Below are 14228 nucleotides of genomic sequence, written 5' to 3' on the forward strand. Positions count from 1 at the left end.
CTAGCAATTCCGCGACAGGGCTTTGGCGATGGCCAGGAATTTCGGGTCTTCTAACCCGGTGCGATGCTGGATCTCTGCTTCGCCCTCCGCGGCTGATGTCTCGCTCGGAATCGTGAAGGACCACGCCGATGGTCGCTTCCGGCCGCGGAAAAATTGCGCAAGCCGGCTCACTACGCCCTGCTTGTCAGCCTCACCCCTACGTTCCGAAGGCGGATCGACGGCATTCGGATTGCAGGGATCGCCCCATCGCTCATCATAAAGATCCTTGAAGAGATAATTGGTCAGCACTGGTTCACCTTTCATTTTTTGAATCGATTCAATCCGGTTGCACATTGTTTTCTTGAATCGGTTCAATCGTACGCCTCAAAACTTGACTGTCAAGAAGAATTGAACCGATACAACTTCATTGCTAGTATCCACCGGAAACATATGGAGGATTTCATTGGCCAAAGGCACCATAAGGCTGGCGGATGTCGCCAAGGCGGCAGGCGTATCGCAGGGAACCGCCTCCAATGTTTTCAGCCGGCCCGAAGTGGTGCGCGAAGAGGTGCGCGAGCATGTGCTCGAGACGGCCAAGCGGCTTGGCTATGCCGGGCCGAGCCTGACTGGCCGGCTGCTGCGGGCCGGAAAGGTCAATGCCATCGGCGTCGCCGTCGTCGAGCCGCTTTCCTATTTCTTCAACGATCCCTGGGCCAGGGCGCTGCTAGCCGCTGTGTCCCAGGTCTGCGATGCCAGCGGCACAGGTCTCGCCCTGGTCTCGGCCAAGGATCGGCACAAGCTCGACTGGAACATCAAGAGCGCGTTGGTCGACGGCTTCATTCTGCTCTGCGTGGAAGGCGGCGAAAAGCTGGTTCAGTTGACGCGCGAGCGGCAATTGCCTTTCGTTGCTCTCGCCCTGAATGACGAAGATGCGTCGATCCCCTCGATCAGCGTTGACAATCTTGGTGGTGCGGCCGTTGCAGCCCGGCATCTGGCGGAACTCGGCCACAGGCGTTTCGGCGTGCTCGCGACCGAGCTTTCGGACGATCATGTCGGGCCGGTCAGCATCGCCGGGATCGGGCGGGCGATGTATTCCACCTCGCGCGATCGCGCACTCGGCTATTGGCAGGCACTCGAAGCCTTCGGAATTGGGCGCGAAAACGTGCCGATCTTTGAGACGCTCAACGACAAGCCAAGCGTCGAAGCCGGGCTTGACTACCTGTTTTCCGCGCCGGAACCGCCGACGGCGATCCTCGCCATGTCCGATAACATCGCGCTTCTGGCGATCAACTGGCTGCGGGCACGGGGCCTTTCAGTGCCGCAGGACGTCTCCGTCATCGGCTTCGATGGCGTGCCCGAGGGCGGCATGGTGGAGCCGGGCTTGACGACGATGGCCCAGCCCTTTGCCGAGATCGCGGAACGCGCGGTGCAGGCCGTTCTTCACGATGCCGTATCGGCTGAGCGCGAGATGATCGGCGTCACGCTGATCGTACGCGGCAGCACGGCAGCGCCGAGACCCGACCGAATCTAGAGCGGTTCAGCTTTTCACGGAATCTCCGAACCGCTCGATCTCTTTGGTTTAACGCAATTCCGGACGCAAAACCGCTTCGCACTTTTGCTGGAATTGCTCTAGCTCGCCTGCTGTGCGCCATCCACGTTTGCAGCCCGCATCTCGATAAGCTGCCGGGCAGCGGCGGCAGCGGCGTCCTTGTCGCTTGCCACCTGCACGGTGGGGAAGGCGAACTGGATGCCGTTTTCGTCGAAGGACTGCTTGATCAAAGCCAGCGCGCTGCGGCGGATGACGGAGAGCTCGTCGGGCTTGGCGGTGATGGCCAACCTGATCTCGATCGCGAAATCGCCGAACTGCTCGACACCCTTCATCTTCAGCGTCTGGATGATGCTCGGTTTCAGCTCCTCGTCGTCGAGCAGGCGCTGGCCGATGTCCTTGATGATACGCTTCAGTTTCACGAGATCCGTATCGTAGGTCACCTTGACGATGATCTTATCGATTGCCCAGTCGCGGTTCATGTTGTTAACCGCACCGAGCGAGCCGAAGGGTATCGTCGCCAGCGGGCCGCGCTGGTGACGCAGCTTGACCGAACGCAGGCTGAAGGATTCCACCACGCCCTTGTAATGGCCGCTTTCGATATATTCGCCGATGCGGAAAGCATCGTCCCAGAGGTAGAAGATACCGCTGATGACATCCTTGACTATGGTCTGTGCGCCGAAGCCGACCGCAACGCCGACAACACCGGCGCCGGCGATCAGCGGCCCGATCTGAACGCCAAGGCCCGACAGCACCATCATGACCGCAATGATGCCGATGACGACGGCAAGAATGTTGCGGAAGATCGGAAGCAGCGTCTGCAGCCGGGCGCGGCTCGCCCTCATCTCATCCGATTCGCCGGCGGCCGGGAGGGATTGCATGACTTTGCCGTCGATATAGGTTTTTGCCAGCTGCCAGACGAGATCGGCAACCAGGAGAATGATGATGCCGCCGAGAATGCCGCGAGCGATGCGGCCGACATTCGATTCGCTGCCGCTCATCATCGCATGCGCCTCGACCCCCAGCATGTGGCCGAGCCATAAAGCCGCAAAGGTAATGATCAACGCCCGCAAGCCGCGGTCGAGCAACACGGCCGCGATCTTGCCGGTGCCGAAGATGCCGTCGGCTGCATCATGCAGGGCTTCGATTGCCTTCGTCGATACCGAGAGGATGCGCGGCAGCAATATCGCATAGATGCCGAGCCACAAAAGGCCATCGAAACCGGCCACCCAGAGACACCATAGCGCCGCGAAGAAAATCGTCAGCAGCCAGGAAATCGTCTTCGCCCCCCGCTTTTCCGGCGGAAGAGGCCTGGACCACACGGCAGCCGTGGCGATCAGAAACAGACCGATGCCGAGGGCGTAGCCGATGAGGTCGCGCGCCCCGACAGAAAAGTCCAGCGACGTGACGGCCTGTATGATCGCCCAGCCGCAGGCAAAATAGATGGCAAACAGCGTGCAGCGTCGATACCAATAGGATGCGACGCGCCGCCGTTCGGCGATGCGGGCGGCACCGCCGTCCTCATCCAGAACGTCGTTGGCGCGACGCATCGCTATCAATTCCATGACAAGCTTGCCGATGGAGATCGCCAGCCTGATCGACACCATCGCAATGACGCAAGCGATGGCAAAATTTTCAATGGCTGGCGGCCAATCGAAGGCAAGAAGCGGAACGAGCGTCACCAGGCCATGGATGATGGCGGGCACGACGCCGCCCAGAAACTGGAAGCGCGCTGCCTGCAGTTCCGTCTCGGTACCGGCAGCCCTCTCGGTGCGCTGCATATGCCTGGTGTTGATGAAGCGTGCAACGGCGAGTTCGGCCGCCAACCCCAGGAAGAAGAGCAGGACAATCTGAATGATGATGCGCACGAGGCCGACCGACTTGCCTTCGCCTTCCAGCTTTTCCGATGCGGTCATGACCTCATAGGGCAACGTCATCGCAGCGCCGGAGACCAGCTCAAGGTGATGCCGCGTATGGCCGAGCATGCCTGATAGAACCGACATCTGATTGCCGTCGGTCGGCGTCGGATCGCTGATGGTTGCGGGTTTATCGCTGGCGGGTGTCGGTTGACTATTGAGCTGCGCAGTAAGCCATTGCCTGACATCCGGCTCGTTCATCAGCTGGATCAGCTCGCGAACCTTGTCGGGCGGCGGGGCGGCCGGCTGTGGGGCAGCGGCATTCTGCGCGAACGCAGTCACAGGTGCAGCCAATGCAAAAAGACAAAAAAACAGGCCTCCGATCGTCCACCTGCCGCCCCCGACATTTCTCATCTGCGCTGCCCTTCCCGCAATCTGACCATTCGGCCCGCTCCTGCAGACTATACGCGTTTTTTGTACGGGCAAGCAGGCACTTACGGCCCCCACCCCCATCATGCCGCCATTGCCCCGCAGCGGCTGCCGCGCTAGGTTCTACAGCAATACCGTTCGGTACTCGGGGATGCGCGTGTTCAATTTCCTGAAAAGGCTCTTCGGCAGAGGCAAGCGCGCGGAAATGCGCCCCGGCCATCCCTATCCGATGCAGGAGCCCGAGAGCGCGGCCGTTGCCAAAACCCTCGATCTCAACATTCCCGACGAAGCTTTGCAGGATGAAGCAGCCTTTGCCGCCTATCTGCAGGAACGCCTGCCGTTCTTCGGAGATCTGATCCGCGTCGATTACGATGCTGCCGCCGGCAGTCTGACGCTGCACAGCCGCAACGGCGATACGATGACGAAATTCCTGAGCAATGCGCTGCTAGCGCTGCGCGAAAAGCGCGGGCCGGCACGCGCGCAGGCGCTCCTCAACTATCTCAACATGACGGAAGCCATGGTCGACAGCGGTGAGCTCGCCAAGGTCCTGCCGGTCCTGAAAGCGCGCGATTTCGTCGAGGTTGCGCGGCAGCAGATGATGCAGGCCGCCAAGGACGAGCCCAATCCGCCGCAGTTCGTCTACCTCGACGAGGCCGAAAACCTGATCAAGCTCTTCGTCGTCAACGGCGAAACGACGGTCAACTACGTGATGGCCGAAGCACTCGACGACTGGGGCATCGATGTCCGAGAACTCGCCGAAACAGCACAAGCCAACCTGCAGAAATTCCTTGCCAAGACCGGCGTTCAAATCGCCAAACGCAGCCGGTTCCAATATGTCGAGGTGGACGGCCAGTTCGAGTCCAGCATTGCGTTTCTGCCGAATTTCTGGGCGCAGGTGCAGGAGCAATCCGGTGGCGCCGCGCCGATCGCCGCCTTCCTGTCGCGCGACAAGGTGTTCTTCACACATGAGAACGATATCGAGGGCCTGCAGCTTCTGGAGCTGATCAGCGCCGATCTCAGCGACGTGCCCTACGTTATTTCGCCGGATCAATATCGCTGGGAAAATGGCCGCTGGACGCTATTTCGCCGCGTCGTCCGGATGGAAGCGGCGATCCGCCACTAGACCTTTTACGCATTGCGGACGGAAAACGCCTTAAACCAGCACTTCCTGATCGACGCGATCCTCTGCACCGAAGAACTTCAGATAACGCTCGACTTCCGCAGGCTCGCCCGTCGCCTTCTGGGGATTGTCCGAGAGCTTAACGGCCGGTCGGCCATTTGCCTCGATGACCTTGCAGACGATCGAAATAGGATTGAGGCCCTTGAGTTCGGTGGGCGCGCAGCCGGCGAAATCGTTGGTAAGGTTGGTGCCCCAACCAAAACTCATGCGGACGCGGCCGTCGAAATGCTTGTAGGTGTCGATGATGGCATCGACATCGAGGCCGTCGGAGAAGATCAGCAGCTTCTGGCGGGGATCGCGGCCCATCTTCTTCCACCATTCGATGATCTTCTCGCCGCCTTCGATGGGCGGGGCGCTGTCGGGGCGGAAGCCGGTCCAGTCGGCCACCCATTCCGGCGCGTTGCGCAGGAAGGAAGCCGTGCCGAAAGCATCGGGCAGTACGACGAGCAGATTGCCGCCATAGAGGCGGTTCCAGTCACGCAGCACCTTGTAGGGTGCCTTTCCGAGCTCTTCATCGTTTTTCGCAAGTGCTGCGGCGACCATCGGCAGCTCATGGGCATTGGTGCCGACGGCTTCGAGATCGGAATCCATGGCCAATAGCACGTTGCTCGTGCCGGTGAATGCGTGCGGTACGCCTTCCTTCAATGCCTCGACGCACCAGCGCTGCCAGAGGAAGCTGTGACGGCGGCGCGTCCCGAAATCGGAGATGCGCAAACCGGGCAGCTCCCGCAGCCGCTCCACCTTCTCCCACATCTTGGCCTTGGCGCGGGCATAGAGCACATCGAGCGTGAAGGGGCCGAGCGCCTTTAGAGCCGAGCGCGAACGAAGCTCGTTGATGATGGCGAGCGCGGGGATTTCCCACATCGTCGTTTCCTTCCACGAGCCGTGGAAGTCGAGAATATATTGACCGTCGCGCTTCGATAGCTCGTATTCCGGCAGCTGGAAATTCGACAGCCAGGCGAGGAATTCCGGTTCGAAGATCTGGGCGCGGCCGTAGAAACTGTTACCCGCCAGCCAGATCATCTCCTTCTTGGAGAGGCGGAGCGTGCGGGCATGGTCGAGCTGCTCACGCAATTCCTTTTCGTCGATCACTTCTGCGAGGCGAACGCTCTTGGTGCGATTGATAAGCGAGAAGGTGGCATCGACATCTGGATAGAGCTTCCAGATCATTTGCAGCATGAGGAGCTTGTAGAAATCCGTGTCGATCAGGCTGCGGATGATCGGATCAAGCTTCCAGGTATGGTTATAGACGCGGGTGGCGATATCCGTCTTGGTCATGTCGTTCCTGCCCCGTCTCCTGCCCTGCGGACGTCATGCTTTTCGCCAGCGGCGTGCCGGCATGCGGTTGTAGCGCCCTGTTATCAAAAAATGTTGAGCGAAAGTCCAGTCGCTGAAAGAAAATTGATACCAGGGCAAATGCGTCGCATTTTGCCGGCGCCAGCCGAGACATAAGGCCCCGACCACCGCCATAGACTTAGTAACCCCGACCCCGATCTACCAGATGCTGCAGCGGTTCGCCGCGTTCGAAGCGGGCGATCTGCTCCTCGACGTAGCGCATCAGTGCCTTTTCGTCAGACACAGCGGAATCATGCGGCGTAATGATGACATTTTCCAGGTCCCAAAGCGGATCGTCCGCAGCCAGAGGCTCGACGGCGAAGACATCGAGGGAGGCGCCGCCGAGGATGCCGGTGCGAACAGCCGAAGCGATATCGGCCGCAACCTGGCTCTTGCCGCGGCCGGCATTGATGAAGACCGCCTTGCCGAGCGGGCCGTTGCGATGCAGCTTTGAAAAGAGCGAAGCGTTGTAAATTCCCGTCGTCTCTGCCGTCAGCGGCAGCAGGCCGACGAGAATGTCGGTACGTGCCAGAAACGCATCCAGCCCGGCGGCATCGAAGGTTTCCATACCGTCGATCTCTTTCTTGCTGCGGGACCAGCCGATGACGTTGAAGCCCATAACTTTCAATTTCGCGGCTGCATCGCAGCCGAGAACACCGAGGCCCATGACGCCGACAGTAACGTCAGCGGCTTCCGGACCATGCTGCGGCGCCCAGACATGCTGTCGCTGATTCCTGAAATGCCCCTGCACATCGCGCAGATGCATCAGGCATTGCATGACCACCCATTCGCTCATCCGCGTGGTGAGAGTGCGATCCACGAAACGGACCATCGGGATGTCAGGCAGACCAGCAATCGACATCATGGAATCGACACCGGCGCCGCCCGAGAAGATGACCTTGAGATTGGGCGCGCGCTCGAAAAGATCTGCATCCGGCTTCCACAGCAGCGCATAGTCGACATGCCTCAGATCCAGCCCCTTGCTGGCGGGGTCAGCGAGATTGATGCTGCCGCGATCGGCAAAAGCGGTTTCGAGTGCCCTGGCGACGGTCTCGGGGTTGAATTTGAGGTCGACGAGAACGGGGCTTTTGGCCGGCATGATGATGGTCTCTATTGCTGGATGGCGGCGGTCGGCACCGCCTCGATGTTAAAGGCGGCAGCGAGAAGCGCCCTGGTGTAATCCTCTTTCGGCGCTCGGAAAATATCGGCGGATGCGCCTTGCTCGATGACCTTGCCGAAGCGCATGACGATCAGCTCGTTGGCAAGCGCCTTCACCACTTTCAGGTCGTGGCTGATGAAGAGATAGGCGAGATCGTGCTTCTGCTGCAGGTCGCGCAGCAAATCGACCACCTGCGCCTGCACGCTCATATCGAGCGCCGAAGTGGGCTCGTCGAGCATGACGAAGCGCGGTTTCAACACCATGGCACGGGCGATGGCGATGCGCTGACGCTGGCCGCCGGAGAACTCGTGCGGAAAACGCCAGCGGGTGGACGGATCGAGGCCGACCTCCTCCAGCGCCCAGCAGACGCGCTTGTCGCGCTCATCGGCCGAAAGCGACCGCTCATGCACCTTGAGCCCCTCGGCAATGATCTCGCCGACCGACATGCGCGGGCTGAGCGATCCATAAGGATCCTGAAAGACCACCTGCAGCTGATTGCGGAGGGGCCGCATTTCGCGGAACGAATAGCCGGCTATATCCTTGCCGATGAAGGCGATACGGCCCTTGGAGGAAATAAGCCGGGCGAGCGCGAGGCCGAGCGTGGTCTTGCCTGAGCCGGATTCGCCGACTACGCCGAGCGTCTGGCCGGCGCGGAGCTTCAGATCGATGCCATCGACCGCCTTCACATGATCGACAACCTTGCGCATGAAGCCCGCCTTGATCGGGAACCAGACGCGAATATCGTTGCCTTCCATGACCACGGGCTTGTTCGTATTGCTTGCGGGTGGTTCACCGCGTGGTTCAGCGGCGAGGAGATGGCGAGTATAATCATGCTGCGGCCGCGTGAAGACATCCTCCACCGTGCCGGTCTCGACGATCTTGCCCTTGGTCATCACGCAGACCCGGTCGGCGAACTTGCGGACGATGCCGAGATCGTGGGTGATGAACAACATCGACATGCCATGCTGACCCTTGAGCTCGCGCAGGAGTTCGAGGATCTGTGCCTGCACGGTGACGTCGAGCGCCGTCGTCGGCTCGTCGGCGATCAGGAGTTCGGGACGATTGGCAAGCGCCATGGCGATCATCACGCGCTGGCGCTGGCCACCCGACAGCTCATGCGGATAGGCCTTGAGCCGCTTCTCCGGTTCGCGGATGCCGACCTGGTTCAAGAGTTCCAGCGTGCGGTTGCGCGCGGCCTCACCCACCATGCCCTGATGCAGCGCCAGGATCTCGCTGATCTGCCGCTCGATGGTGTGGAGCGGATTGAGCGAGGTCATCGGCTCCTGAAAGATCATCGTGATGTCGTTGCCGCGCACGGCGCGCAGCTCGTTGTCCGATGCCTTCAAGAGGTCCTTGCCCTTGAATAGGATCTCCCCGGAAGGGTGGCTTGCGGCCGGATATGGCAAGAGCTTCAGGATCGAATTAGCCGAAACCGATTTGCCGGAGCCGGATTCGCCGACCAGCGCGACGACCTCGCCCTTGCGGATATCGAAGGAGACGCCATCGACGGCGATCGAGGTCTGCCCGCCCTGATGAAAGGCGACGGAGAGATTGCGGACTGACAGCAGCGATTCGGTCATTCGGCCATGCTTTTTAGGAGGGATGTCAGAGTGGGCTCATCGGGGCGAAGGATCGTCAAAGGGGTGATATCCAACGGCCCCGAGACGGGATGAACAAGGTCCGTGATATCGCCGATCCCCTTGTCCGCAGTCAGGAAGTGAGTGCAACGGCTATGAAGCGCGGTAGCGAGGTGGATCGCATCCGGCAATTTCAAACCGCCACGCGTTGCCCGCAGCAAGGCCGCACCATCAAGGATCGGCGGCGTGATGGACCAGATGTCCAGCCAGGAACGCGACGACGACCATTCTTCATAGGTTCTCAAAAGCTCGAAATTCTGCTGCTGTAACGGTTTGACCTTCAATTCGGCAAAGGTCAGCGCGCTGGTGGAGACGTAGACGGGTTTCTTCTCGATCATCTCTAAGATGGCCCAGAGAAGATCGTGAACGATGCCGCTTTGCTCCATCAACGCGACAACGACATTCGTGTCCCAATAGATGCCCCGTGGTGCGGTCATCTATCATCCCACTCATCGCGCAGTTCACGAATACGGGCAACGATCTCTTCAGTCGTGGCAGTTCCGGCGTATCTATCGGGGTGCGCCCTGCGATCCCGTAAGAGAGCCTTGAGATTCGCGGACTGTGCACTTTTCGGAGAGAGCGAAGCAAATGGCGAACGGCTGTCGGTGGAAGACTTCTCTTCCGCCTCTACCACAACGCGCACCAATGCTTCCTTGGGCAGATCGCCGCGAATATCGTCCGGCAACCTAGATGCCGGATAATGTTCCAGTACCACCTTATTCATCACATCCATCCATTGCCTGTCGTCGCCGACTGCAGTTTATCTTGTGCGCTGACCAATTGCGAGCATTCCTCATCGGAACGTCTTCCTCGGATCGAAGGCGTCGCGCACGGCCTCGCCGATGAAAATCAGCAGCGACAGCATGATTGACATGGTGAAGAAGGCCGAGAGCCCCAGCCAGGGAGCCTGCAGATTGGATTTGCCCTGGGCGATCATTTCACCCAGCGACGGCGAGCCGGGCGGCATGCCGAAGCCCAGGAAATCCAGCGAGGTCAGGGTGGTGATCGAGCCCGAGAGGATGAAGGGAACGAAGGTCAGCGTCGCGACCATCGCGTTCGGCAGCAGGTGTCGATACATGATAGTGCGATTGTTGACGCCGAGCGCGCGGGCGGCGCGCACATATTCGAAATTACGCGCCCGCAGGAATTCGGCGCGCACGACGCCGACGAGCCCTACCCAGGAAAACAGCAGCAATATGCCGAGCAGGATGAAGAAGCCCGGCGGCAGCACCGAGGCGATGATCAGCAGGATATAGAGCACCGGCATGGACGACCAGATTTCGATGAAACGCTGCATCAGGAGATCGGTCCAGCCACCGAAATAGCCCTGTATCGCACCGGCGCAGACGCCGACGACTGCCGAACAGATGGTGAGCGCCAGGCCGAATAGCACCGAGATGCGGAAACCGTAGATCAGGCGGGCGAGTACATCGCGGGCCTGATCGTCGGTGCCGAGCCAATTGAAATTGCTCCAGTTGCAGTTCGGATCGGCAACGCCGCCGGGATAGCCCGAGCAGCGCGTCTCCTTGCTCATTGCCCAGAAAGGCGGCGTCGGCGCCGACATTCCTGTGGGAAGGTTGGAATTGGCGGTCTGATAGGAATAATGGATCGGCGGCCAGATCATCCAGCCATGGGCATTGATCTCATCCTGAATATCCGGGGCGCGATAATCCGTCTGCGCCAGGAAACCGCCGAACTTCTCCTCGGGGTAATCCACGAAGACCGGCGCTAGGATCTCTCCCTTGTAAGAGACGAGGATCGGCCGGTCGTTGACGATGAATTCGGCCCCGAGGCTGAGGACGAACAGGACCAGGAAAATCCAGAGCGACCAGTAGCCACGGCGGTTTGCCTTGAAATTCTCCCAGCGGCGAATGTTGGTGGGCGAGAAAAGGCCTTTGCGGGGCGGCTTCACCGTCGTCGGAAGCATCTGCTGATTGGCTGCGTCCATCACACGTCCCTCCGCTCGAAATCGATGCGCGGATCAATCCAGGTGTAGATTAGATCTGAGACGAGGCTGACGACGAGGCCGAGCAGCGAGAAGATGAAGAGAGTGGCAAAGACCACCGGATAGTCGCGCTGGACGACAGAGAGATAGCTGAGGCGCCCCAAGCCATCGAGCGAGAAGATATTTTCGATCAGCAGCGAGCCGGTGAAGAAGGCGGAGATAAAGGCGCCGGGAAAGCCGGCAATGACGATGAGCATGGCGTTGCGGAAGACATGGCCATAGAGCACGCGCCGTTCGGAAAGGCCCTTGGCGCGGGCGGTGATGACATATTGCTTCTTGATTTCCTCGATGAAGGAGTTCTTGGTCAGCAGCGTCGTGGTGGCGAAAGCGGCGAGCGACAGCGAAATCAGCGGCAGCACCAGATGCCAGAGATAATCGAGGATCTTCTGCCACCAGCTGAGATCGGCGAAATTATCCGAAACGAGACCGCGCAGCGGAAACCAGTCGAAGAAGGAGCCGCCGGCAAACAGCACGATCAGCATGATGCCGAACAGGAAGCTCGGGACGGCATAGCCGACGATGATAATGCCCGACGTCCAGACATCGAAAGTCGATCCGTCCTGCACCGCCTTGCGGATGCCGAGCGGAATGGAAATGGCATAGGAGAAGATCAGGATCCAGATGCCGAGCGAGATCGACACCGGCAGCTTCTGGCCGATGAGATCGATGACGGTGGTATTGCGGAAAAAGCTCTCGCCGAAATCGAAGCGGATATAATTCCACATCATCTGACCGAAGCGCTCGAGCGGCGGCTTGTCGAAGCCGAACTGCTTGTCGAGCTTGGCGATCAGCTCGGGATCGAGCCCCTGCGCGCCCCGATATTTCGAGCTGCTGTCATCGAAGGATTGCTGTGCAGCCAGGTCGGTACCGCCACCCGACAGGCGGCCATTGGCATTGTCGCCCTGGCCGGTCAGCTGCGCGATGACCTGCTCGACGGGACCGCCCGGCGCAAACTGCACGATGGTGAAGGAAATCGCCATGATGCCGACGATGGTCGGGATCATCAACAGGAGGCGTCGCAGAATATAGGCGCCCATCAGTCCGCCGCTCCCGCAAGCAGGGGTAGGTTCCGCCTCGCCTCAATCCGTCCGTCGATCAAATCACATTCCCTTCCGCCGGATGCAAGCCGGCGCCGTCATATCAGCGTGAAACTATCCGAATCAGCCTGGATCATTTGGAGCCAGCAGGCCCCTCATTGCAAGAGAGGCTCACTTTCCGGCGCTTTTCGACCACCAGACATCGGGGAAGCCGATGGAGTATTCGGGCAGTTGGGCCGGATGCGCGAACTTATCCCAATAAGCGATATGGAAGCTGGTCGTGTAAAAGAGTGGAACCACGTAGTGATGAGCGAGCAACACACGGTCGAGCGCCTTGGCGACGGCATCCTTCTCCTCGACGTCTTTGGCGAAAATGACCTTGTTGACGAGGGCATCGATGCCTGGATCAGAAATGCCGGCAAAATTGCGCGAACCTTTACGATTGGCGGAGGCAGATCCCCAGAAATCAATCTGCTCGTTGCCCGGATTCAATGTTTGCGCCCAAACTGTCCAGATCATGTCATAGTCGAAGTTCTGCACACGATTGATGTATTGCGACGAATCGACCGTACGGACGCTAGCGTTGATGCCGATTCTCTTCAAATTCTGGGCATAGGGCAGAACCCACTTCTCCACGAAGGGACTGCCGAGCAGAATCTCGATCGATAAAGGTTTGCCCGTCTGGGCATTCACCATCTGGTTGCTCTTCAGAACATATCCTGCCTGTTTGAACAGATCGAGCGCTTTACGCAGATTATCGCGGGCCTTCTGCTGATCGCCGCCGACCGGGTTGGCATAAGGCGTCGTGAAAACTTCAGCCGGGACCTTGTCCTTCACTTCATTGAGAACGCTGAGCTCTTTACCTTCTGGCAGGCCCGACGAAGCGAGCTTCGTGCCGAAAAAGAAGCTATTGATGCGGCTGTACTGATTAAAAGCGATAGTACGGTTCAGCTCTTCGAAATCGAAAGCATAGTTCAGCGCCTCACGAACACGCTCGTCCTTGAACTGATCGCGGCGCATGTTCGGCACGAGCGCCTGCATAACGCCGGTGGCGCGAAGCGGATTGGGCACTTCCTCGCGCTTGATGCGGCCGTCCTTCGCCGCAGGAAAATCGTAGCCGGTGACCCAGCGGCTTGCGACGTTATCCTGCCAATAGTCTATAGTACCGCCGCGGAAGGCCTCGAATTCCACATCATTATCAGTGAAGTAGGTGTAGGAGATCGACTTTAAATTGTTCAGGCCAACATTGACGGGCAGGTCCTTGCCCCAATAATCGTCGCGCAATTCGTAACGGATGGTGGAACCGGGCGAGACCGAAACGATCTTGTAGGGTCCGGATCCCATAACGGGCTCGAGCGTGGTGCGGGAAATGTCGCGTGGTTTACCGTCCGGCCCCGTACCTTCCCACCAATGCTTTGGCACGATTGGGAACTGGCCAAGAATCGACGGCAGTTCACGATTGTTCTTCTCGTCGAAGTAGAAGGTTACGTCGCGATCGCCGGTCTTCTCGGCGCGCGCCACATGGCTATAATAGCTGGTAAAGAGTGGATTGAGTTCCTTCGCCTTGTCGAAACTGAAGACGACATCCTCTGGCGTCACCGGCTGTCCGTCTGCCCATTTGGCTTCGGGCCGCAGGCGGAAAGTAGCACGGGAAATATCCTCCGGATAGGAAACGCCCTCGGCGAGCAATCCATAGGAGGAGGAAACCTCGTCATCCGCCGACTTCAGAAGGCTGTCAAAGACAAGGCCCGCACCCAGAGAACTTATCCCCGCAACCGTATTGCCCTTATAAAGTACCGGATTGAGGGTGTCGAAGGTGCCATTGCTAGACAGCTTCACCTCACCGCCTTTCGGCGCATCCGGATTGACATAATCAAAATGCTTGAAGCCGGGCTGATATTTCAAGTCGCCGAGAATGGCCGTGCCGATACGAAATTGCGGCTCTTGAGCTTTCGAGGATAGAGGCATTGCCAGCAGGCAAAAAAGAGAAACGACCAAGCCTGCTTTCAACCGCGACAATGCCATTCATGATCTCCTGATGATGTCTGAGGAATCAGCATACGGC

12 protein-coding genes are annotated in these 14228 nt (G+C 59.3%); 2 read left to right on the forward strand and 10 right to left on the reverse strand.

Features of this window, described 5'->3' with window-relative positions; all coding sequences use genetic code 11:
• Entirely contained in the window at positions 1-354 is a 354-nt protein-coding gene (locus AC13RC_RS18635; protein WP_488558074.1) for a hypothetical protein, read from the reverse strand.
• An 88-nt stretch (positions 355-442) separates the two neighbouring features.
• Between AC13RC_RS18635 and AC13RC_RS18640 the strand changes: the two genes are divergently transcribed.
• Entirely contained in the window at positions 443-1510 is a 1068-nt protein-coding gene (locus tag AC13RC_RS18640; protein WP_488558075.1) for a LacI family DNA-binding transcriptional regulator, read from the forward strand.
• 98 nt (positions 1511-1608) lie between these two features.
• On the opposite strand, the gene AC13RC_RS18645 is transcribed toward AC13RC_RS18640, so the two are convergent.
• Complete coding sequence (locus AC13RC_RS18645; RefSeq protein WP_113390803.1) at positions 1609-3795, reverse strand: mechanosensitive ion channel family protein; 2187 nt, start codon at positions 3793-3795, stop codon at positions 1609-1611.
• Positions 3796-3961: 166 nt separating this feature from the next.
• Here AC13RC_RS18645 and AC13RC_RS18650 point away from each other — a divergent pair, with 166 nt between their 5' ends.
• Entirely contained in the window at positions 3962-4933 is a 972-nt protein-coding gene (locus AC13RC_RS18650; protein ID WP_488558076.1) for a DUF1444 domain-containing protein, read from the forward strand.
• A 30-nt stretch (positions 4934-4963) separates the two neighbouring features.
• On the opposite strand, the gene pncB is transcribed toward AC13RC_RS18650, so the two are convergent.
• The 8 genes from pncB to AC13RC_RS18690 form a co-directional block, all read right to left on the reverse strand.
• Entirely contained in the window at positions 4964-6268 is a 1305-nt protein-coding gene (gene pncB / locus AC13RC_RS18655) for a nicotinate phosphoribosyltransferase (RefSeq protein ID WP_113351483.1), read from the reverse strand.
• Between the two features lie 196 nt (positions 6269-6464).
• Complete coding sequence (locus AC13RC_RS18660; RefSeq protein WP_113351484.1) at positions 6465-7424, reverse strand: 2-hydroxyacid dehydrogenase; 960 nt, start codon at positions 7422-7424, stop codon at positions 6465-6467.
• 11 nt (positions 7425-7435) lie between these two features.
• Positions 7436-9064, reverse strand: coding sequence for an ABC transporter ATP-binding protein (locus tag AC13RC_RS18665; protein WP_488558077.1), 1629 nt, complete (start codon positions 9062-9064; stop codon positions 7436-7438).
• Complete coding sequence (locus AC13RC_RS18670; RefSeq protein ID WP_113351486.1) at positions 9061-9558, reverse strand: PIN domain-containing protein; 498 nt, start codon at positions 9556-9558, stop codon at positions 9061-9063. Before AC13RC_RS18670 ends, AC13RC_RS18665 begins: the two co-directional genes overlap by 4 nt.
• Positions 9555-9845 (reverse strand): hypothetical protein, encoded by a 291-nt coding sequence (locus AC13RC_RS18675; protein WP_145633886.1) that lies wholly within the window; start codon positions 9843-9845, stop codon positions 9555-9557. The genes AC13RC_RS18670 and AC13RC_RS18675 overlap by 4 nt, the downstream gene beginning before the upstream one ends.
• 69 nt (positions 9846-9914) lie before the next feature.
• The gene (locus tag AC13RC_RS18680) at positions 9915-11069 is read right to left on the reverse strand and encodes an ABC transporter permease (RefSeq protein ID WP_113351488.1); all 1155 of its coding nucleotides are present in this window, start codon (positions 11067-11069) and stop codon (positions 9915-9917) included.
• Entirely contained in the window at positions 11069-12163 is a 1095-nt protein-coding gene (locus AC13RC_RS18685) for a microcin C ABC transporter permease YejB (RefSeq protein WP_113351489.1), read from the reverse strand. Before AC13RC_RS18685 ends, AC13RC_RS18680 begins: the two co-directional genes overlap by 1 nt.
• A gap of 171 nt (positions 12164-12334) precedes the next feature.
• Positions 12335-14188 carry an extracellular solute-binding protein gene (locus AC13RC_RS18690; protein WP_113351490.1) on the reverse strand — a complete coding sequence of 618 codons (1854 nt, stop codon included), beginning with the start codon at positions 14186-14188 and terminating at the stop codon, positions 12335-12337.
• Between the last annotated feature and the right edge of the window lie 40 nt (positions 14189-14228).

It is taken from the genome of Martinezella sp. CNPSo 3890, assembly GCF_057784455.1.